At 39.5% G+C, this 7,073-nt stretch carries 5 protein-coding genes and 1 pseudogene; 4 read left to right on the top strand and 2 right to left on the bottom strand.

The window, feature by feature from the left end:
• Positions 1-612: DNA/RNA non-specific endonuclease (locus tag KNP95_RS15700; protein WP_214838304.1), on the top strand; the 612-nt coding region annotated here is incomplete at its 5' end.
• 277 nt (positions 613-889) lie between these two features.
• On the opposite strand, the gene KNP95_RS16180 is transcribed toward KNP95_RS15700, so the two are convergent.
• Positions 890-1,024 (bottom strand): hypothetical protein, encoded by a 135-nt coding sequence (locus KNP95_RS16180; RefSeq protein WP_255418329.1) that lies wholly within the window; start codon positions 1,022-1,024, stop codon positions 890-892.
• A gap of 100 nt (positions 1,025-1,124) precedes the next feature.
• On the opposite strand from KNP95_RS16180, the gene KNP95_RS15695 reads away from it, so the two are divergent.
• Positions 1,125-2,244 (top strand): IS3 family transposase gene (locus KNP95_RS15695; protein ID WP_131472581.1). Its coding sequence is split into 2 segments (ribosomal slippage): positions 1,125-1,393 and positions 1,392-2,244, totalling 1,122 coding nucleotides; the frame shifts between segments, so codons are not numbered across the junction.
• Positions 2,245-2,429: 185 nt separating this feature from the next.
• Here the strand turns inward: KNP95_RS15695 and KNP95_RS16290 are convergent.
• Positions 2,430-2,909, bottom strand: a pseudogene (locus KNP95_RS16290) (IS30 family transposase); the annotation flags it as partial.
• 286 nt (positions 2,910-3,195) lie between these two features.
• On the opposite strand from KNP95_RS16290, the gene KNP95_RS15690 reads away from it, so the two are divergent.
• Together KNP95_RS15690 and KNP95_RS15685 are read left to right on the top strand one after the other, a co-directional pair.
• Positions 3,196-5,451 carry an ATP-binding cassette domain-containing protein gene (locus KNP95_RS15690; RefSeq protein WP_214838301.1) on the top strand — a complete coding sequence of 752 codons (2,256 nt, stop codon included), beginning with the start codon at positions 3,196-3,198 and terminating at the stop codon, positions 5,449-5,451.
• Positions 5,452-5,773: 322 nt separating this feature from the next.
• Positions 5,774-6,925: an alcohol dehydrogenase catalytic domain-containing protein gene (locus tag KNP95_RS15685; protein WP_131472577.1), complete on the top strand. Its 1,152-nt coding sequence runs from the start codon at positions 5,774-5,776 to the stop codon at positions 6,923-6,925.
• The last annotated feature ends 148 nt before the right edge of the window (positions 6,926-7,073 follow it).

Below are 7,073 nucleotides of genomic sequence, written 5' to 3'. Positions count from 1 at the left end.
ACGAACGAACATGGTCAATTGATTCGTGTCATCGCCGATCAGATCATCTTGCAGGATGATGATTCGGAGGATGTGACCTCGGATGGCCGTTACTATCATGACGAGGCGAAGGTCTCAGGCGTCGAAAACAGTGATCTCGATGAAGGCCACGTCATCGCTGACTCGCTCGGGGGCGTCTCGAACGCCTACAACATCACACCACAAGATAGCACGCTCAACCGCTACGGGGACCAGGCCTATATGGAGGACGTCATCCGTATGGCCGGCGGCGCGACCGACTTCGAGGCGATCATTACCTATCCGGATACGAAAACTTATATTCCGTCACACTACCAATACACCTATACGGTCAAAGGAAATGTCGTCACCGATTCCTTCGACAACGTTAACCCGGATGAAGTGAATGCAGCACTCGGCCTAACAGAAGGTGAACCGGAACCCGCAGCTGCACCTGAGGCCACAGGCGATGTCTCGAGCGTAGATACGAATGGCAACGGTCAGGTGACGATCCAGGAAGCGAAAGACGCCGGTTTCACGATGCCGATCATGAGCGACCATTGGCTCTACCCCTATATGCGTGATAACGATAATGACGGAATGGTAGGGGAATAAAAATAGAATCATTTTAATACAAGGAAAATTGCAAATAGGAAGGCAGCATTTTTTTCAAGTGCTGCCTTCCTATTTTTTCAGCTATTTTGTTGAATCAGACGATGACTAAGGACTGTTTCGACAAGTACCACCGTCTCAAATGTTGCACAATAGTCAACTTCCTCGAAGTCTGTATGCTCGTCACGGTAACCGATGGATAGATTCACAGACGGAATACCGAATTCCGCAAATACTTTTGCATCACTTGATCCCCCGTTGCGCGTCGCCTTCCAGTCGTTCATTCCGACCAATCGCCCCGCTCTTTCGAACAGTTCTCCATAAGACGCTTCACAAAAATCGAACATGCCTCGACATCCGGTGACAATGTCGCGTGTGCCCCGACGGTCCAACACGATGGTTGCATCCACGTCATGGATAAATTCTTGATCGATGCCACGCGCACCACATAACCCTGTCTCTTTATAATGGACCCAAGATTTCAGACACGAAAAAGGAGATGTTAAGGTAGGTATATGAAACGAAAAAGATATACACCCGAATTCAAAACTCAAGTTGTGTTGGAAATCTTGAAGGAAGAAAAAACAATGAGCCAGATTGCTTCCGAACATGGCATCCATGTGAACCAGCTGCATAAGTGGAAAACACATTTCCTGTCAGAGATGCCACAAGTGTTCAAGAAACAGAACAAGGACCAAGAGAAGATGAGAGCCGACTATGAAGAGAAACTGGAAAATCTCTATGCAGAAGTCGGAAAGTTAACCACGCAGCTGTCGTGGATCAAAAAAAAATCTGGCATCTACCACGATTAGACAGGAACGGGTAGAGATGATGGAATGGGGAAACAGTAAACTTCCTGTTTCCCAACAGGCCGATCTGCTTGGGCTCAATCGTTCCAGCCTTTATTACAGGCCGGTTGCCCCTTCGCCTGAAGAGGTTGCCATCAAGCATAGGATTGATGAGATCTACACCAAATATCCGTTCTACGGGTCACGCAGGATTGCCGAAGTATTGAAAAATGAAGAGGTGAATATCAACCGCAAGAGGGTCCAGCGTCACATGCGCGAGATGGGCATACAGGCTCTCTATCCAGGCCCCAATCTGAGTAAACGCAACCTGCAGCATCGCATTTATCCATACCTACTGAAAGGGGTGAACATTACCCGTCCCAACCAGGCTTGGGGCATTGATATCACGTATATCCGCCTGCAGGATAGCTGGATGTATTTGGCAGCCATCATCGATTGGCACTCCCGGTATATCATCAGCTGGGAACTGGACCAGACACTGGAAATAGGTTTTGTCCTGGATGCCGTCCGGCGGGCTTTCACGATCGGGCAGCCGGACATCTTCAACAGTGACCAGGGTAGCCACTTCACCAGTTCCAAATATATCCACCTCCTGAAGGAACAGCCTGCCGTCCAAATCAGCATGGACAGCAAGGGTCGGGCACTGGATAACATCATGATCGAACGTTTCTGGCGGAGCCTCAAGTACGAAGAGGTCTATCTGAAGGACTACGGGACACCAAGAGAAGCGAGACAGAACATCCGTGACTACATGGAATTCTATAACTGGGAACGTCCCCACCAGTCATTGGGTTATAGGACACCGGCATCCATCTATTTTCAGTAGGTTACTGTCCTTGCCATCTCGGAGCAATTATCTTTCCCATCCCAGGACCTGTCAAGGGAAAATACGCCCTTGACAGAACCTGGCATAGGAAAGGCTGGGTCTGCAAGATGGGACAAGGACAAGAAGAATGACTGTTTTCACCTTATTATTATAAAATTAGTGTTTTGACAATGGGATCCACTTTAGAACGCTTTATCAAAGTCAGGAAATTCAACTGTTCTTTCTGAAATGTGACGTTTGAAAGTCTGACGACCTCTTTTCTCATGATGACTGTTAGGTTTTCTTTTCCCTTTCATCGGAAGTGAGTGAACAGGAAGAATATCTTCTCTGAACATTCTGTACAGAATTTTAACAGAACAGCTGATAGATTCTTCATTTCTGCCTATGATGGTGTCAGGTGTCCAGCCGTCGGCTATCCTTTTTTGAATATAACTGATCTGATGCTTAGGAAGGACGATTCTACGTCTTCTGCAAAGAGATTTTCTTTTCTTATCGTTCTGATAGAATTCCAGTACAGATATACCTGCTTTGAGTGCATTAATTACATTATAGACGATCTCTCTTTAACGCTTAATTCTCCGGCAGATCTCACTGACCGAAATTTTCTGGTGGTAATATAATTCTATGGACGCAAGTTCATCCGTGGTAAGGTGTGTATAGGCCATTTGTGCTAACTCCTTAATGTTTTCTTTGGTCGGAAATACATATTAAGTTTAGCACAGAAGGCTTTTTTAGTTGTCTAGCTTAATTTTACAATCTGCGTACATTTAAATTTTTTAAAGCACACCGTAGGTGGCTAACTTGATTATAGAATTTCCCTAAATTTTTTAATAGAATATAATCGGAAATTCAGCTAAAAATTTGGAACTTTAAAATTGATACTTATAAACTTATTTCTCGTTAAAAAGGTAAAAAATATAAATATATTTAATTATGGAGGGGAAGTTTGGGATGAAAAATATCATCATCAAAGGTGCACGACAAAATAATTTAAAAAATGTTTCGTTAAGTCTTCCAAAGCATCAATTGACCGTTTTTACAGGAAAATCAGGATCTGGAAAATCTTCATTAGTATTTAGTACGATTGCAGCTGAATCTGAGCGTCTACTCAATGAAACTTATTCTACATATATACAGAATCAATTAACTCATTATGAGAAACCTGATGTAGATTCCATTCAAAATCTTCCTGTTTCAATGGTCATTGGTCAGAAAAGACTTGGTGGTAACTCGCGCTCTACAGTAGGTACAATTTCCGACATTTATTCTGCTGTTCGTCTACTATGGTCTCGTATTGGTCAACCATTTGTCGGATATTCAAATGAATTTTCATTCAATAATTCGGCAGGAATGTGTGAGAGATGCCAAGGCTTAGGATATGTCGAGGAAATTGATATCGATGAATTGCTGGATTATGACAAATCTTTAAACGAACATGGAATTAATTTTCCTACATTCGGACCAGATCACTGGCGTGGTAAAAGCTATACGCATTCGGGTCTATTTGATAATGATAAGAAGCTGAAAGAGTATTCGAAGGAAGAGATGCATCAATTACTTTATTTAGAGCCGACCAAACTGACCAATCCTCCTGAAGAATGGCCCCGTACTGCAAAATATGAAGGGGTCGTCTATCGATTCAGGCGACTGTTTATTATTAATGATGGCTATGAAAAAAGCAGGTGGCCGGATGAATATGAGCGTGTTGTAACGACAATGGTTTGTCCTAACTGTCACGGAAAACGTTTAAATCAACGTATTTTAAGCTGCAAAATTAACGGTGCAGATATTGCTGATTTTACAAATCAAAGTATCGTAGAAAATATCCTGTTTTTAGACTATCTTACTGATAAAACAGCTGCATATATTGTAAAGCCGCTTAAACAGCAACTTCAATCTCTAGTTGATATTGGACTTGGTTATTTGACACTTGGTCGAGAAACACCTACATTATCAGGTGGTGAATCTCAGCGTATTAAGCTTATTCGTCATTTAAGTAGCCCACTGACCGATCTCGTATACATTATCGATGAACCGAGTGTTGGACTGCATCCTGAAGATATTGAAAATATCAATCGCATAATTATGTCTATTCGGGATAAAGGAAATACAGTTATTGTGGTTGAACACGATCCTGATATTATTAAGATTGCAGATCACATTGTTGACGTAGGACCAGGTGCCGGTAAAAATGGGGGTAGAATTACATTTGAAGGAACATACGATCAACTTCTCGACTCCCACACTGCGACTGGACAAGAACTCAAAGAAAAACATCAACTAAAAGTTCCAAGGTCATCTCAAGAAATGATTCATATCGGTCCAGTTACAAAAAATAACGTCAAAAATGTTGAAGTGTATCTCCCTAAAAATGCTATTTCTGTTATTACAGGGGTTGCTGGTTCTGGTAAGAGTACGCTCATAAAAACTGGGTTTAAACAGATTAAAAATGTTATATTCATCGATCAAAAAGCTATTAATGTTTCAAATCGTTCAAATATATTAACTTATACCAGTACATTTGATGAATTACGAGCATTTTTCAGTAAGGAGACAGGGCTAAAGAAAAGTATGTTCAGCTATAATTCTGAAGGTGCTTGTCCAAACTGTAAAGGAAAAGGAATTCTTAAAACAGAACTTGCGTTTATGCCTGATTTTTCACAAGTTTGTGAAGTATGTCATGGAACACGTTATAGACAGGAAGTTCTAGATGCTAAAGTAGATGGTTACTCTATTGCAGATGTCTTACAATTAACGGTGGAAGAAGGAATAAATTACTTCAATACACATCATAAAATTCTGGAGATATTAAAATCCCTCGCTGCCACTGGTCTAGGCTATATGACACTTGGACAATCATTGGACACACTTTCAGGTGGAGAAATTCAACGTGTAAAGCTCAGTGAGTATTTAATCAATCAAGTGACTGACCACATCTTTATTTTTGATGAACCAACAACAGGGTTACATGAAAGGGATATCCATGTGCTGATCGAATTATTTAATCAATTAGTGGATGAAGGTAATACCGTCGTTCTAATCGAGCATAACTTGTCAATGATGACAGAATCAGACTGGTTAATTGATATGGGACCAGCTGCTGGTCAACAAGGAGGAAGATTATTATACAGTGGTTACCCAGAAGGTGTCCTTAGCATACAAGATAGCGTAACTGGGAAACATTTATCTAATTACATTCAAAAATAAGAGGAGTGTATTTAGTGGTGAAAAAAGTAAGATATTTTTAGTGATGGTAAAGTAAAAGCAAGTATATGTAATAAGAAGATATACTAAGCTGATACTTCATTTGGGCAATATGAGCCCCTATCCTTAATAAAGATAGTGAATTAATAGGTATTCACATAGCTGATAAATCTTTCGATAATTAAGAAGTAAAATTAAATAAATAGTTTGTTGAATATTTAATCTTGTGTAAAGGTAATAATATATGTATAAAGGTTTTATCATTTAAAATTAGGGGTATTAATAATGTGTTATACAGATATTATATAATAAAGGAGTAATGTGTATGAAGGCTGTAACATTTCAAGGTAAAAAGAAAATGAAAGTAAAAAAAGTTGCAGATCCAAAGATTATTGAACCAACTGACGCAATTATTAAGATTACTGCTTCAGGTATTTGTGGATCAGATTTACATTTATATCATCAAGGCGATATGTTTATGGATAAAGATTTTGTTATCGGACATGAACCAATGGGGATTGTTGAAGAAGTTGGTAAAGAAGTTAAGAATCTAAAAAAAGGTGATCGTGTCGTTATTCCTTTTAATATTGGTTGTGGCGATTGTTTTTACTGTAATAACCAAATGGAATCACAATGTGATCAATCTAATGAAGAACCTGCAAACTGGAAGATGGATAACGGTGCGTTATTTGGATTTGGAAAAATGCATGGGAATTTTTGGGGTGGTCAAGCTGAATATTTAAGAGTTCCATATGCTGATTTTTCTTCTTTTGTTGTGCCAGATAGTGATTTAAAAGATGAACAAGTATTATTTTTATCTGATGTAGTACCTACAGCTTATTGGAGTGTCGAACATGCAGGTGTGAAGGCTGGGGATACTGTTATCGTATTAGGATGTGGTCCTATAGGTTTAATGGCACAAAAATTTGCGAAACTAAAAGGTGCCGAACGTGTTATAGCAATCGATAATGTCGAACATAGACTAGAGCATGCTAAAAAATACAATGGTGTTGAAGTTTATAATTTCGATAAAGAAAAAGAAATTGGTAAGTTATTGAAAGAAAAAACTAGTGGTGGTGCTGATGTAGTTATTGACTGTGTTGGTTTTGATGGCGCACAATCAAGTCCAGAACCAAAACTTTCAAAAACATCTCAACAAAGAGGAACAATTAGTCCGATTATTACAGCCGCTGAATCAGTCCGTAAATTTGGTACAATTCAACTGACTGGAATTTATGGTACACCAGCTGATAACTTTCCACTTGATTTAATATTTAATAGAAATGTTCGTTTAACAACTGGTCAGGCACCAGTTATTCATTTAATGCCTAAATTATATGAAATGATTAAAGATGAAGTATTTGATCCTACTGAAATTATCACACATACTTTTCCTTTAGAAAAAGCCGATGAGGCTTATAAAGTATTTGATGAAAAACGAGATAATAATATTAAAGTCGTATTTAAACCGGAGTAATTATTCATAAAATTAAACGTTTAAGTAGTTTGATATAACTGAACAATATATTTTTAATGGACGGTTTGTCAAATTAAGCGCAACACTTCCTCCGTGAAGGCCTCGTGTGCGGTCTTCCAGCCCAGGCATTTGCGTGGGCGGCCGTTGA

Origin of the sequence: Exiguobacterium sp. s36 (assembly GCF_018618345.1) — a bacterium.
GTDB classification, from domain to species: domain Bacteria; phylum Bacillota; class Bacilli; order Exiguobacteriales; family Exiguobacteriaceae; genus Exiguobacterium; species Exiguobacterium chiriqhucha.
This window is presented reverse-complemented; position numbering and strand designations above follow the sequence as displayed.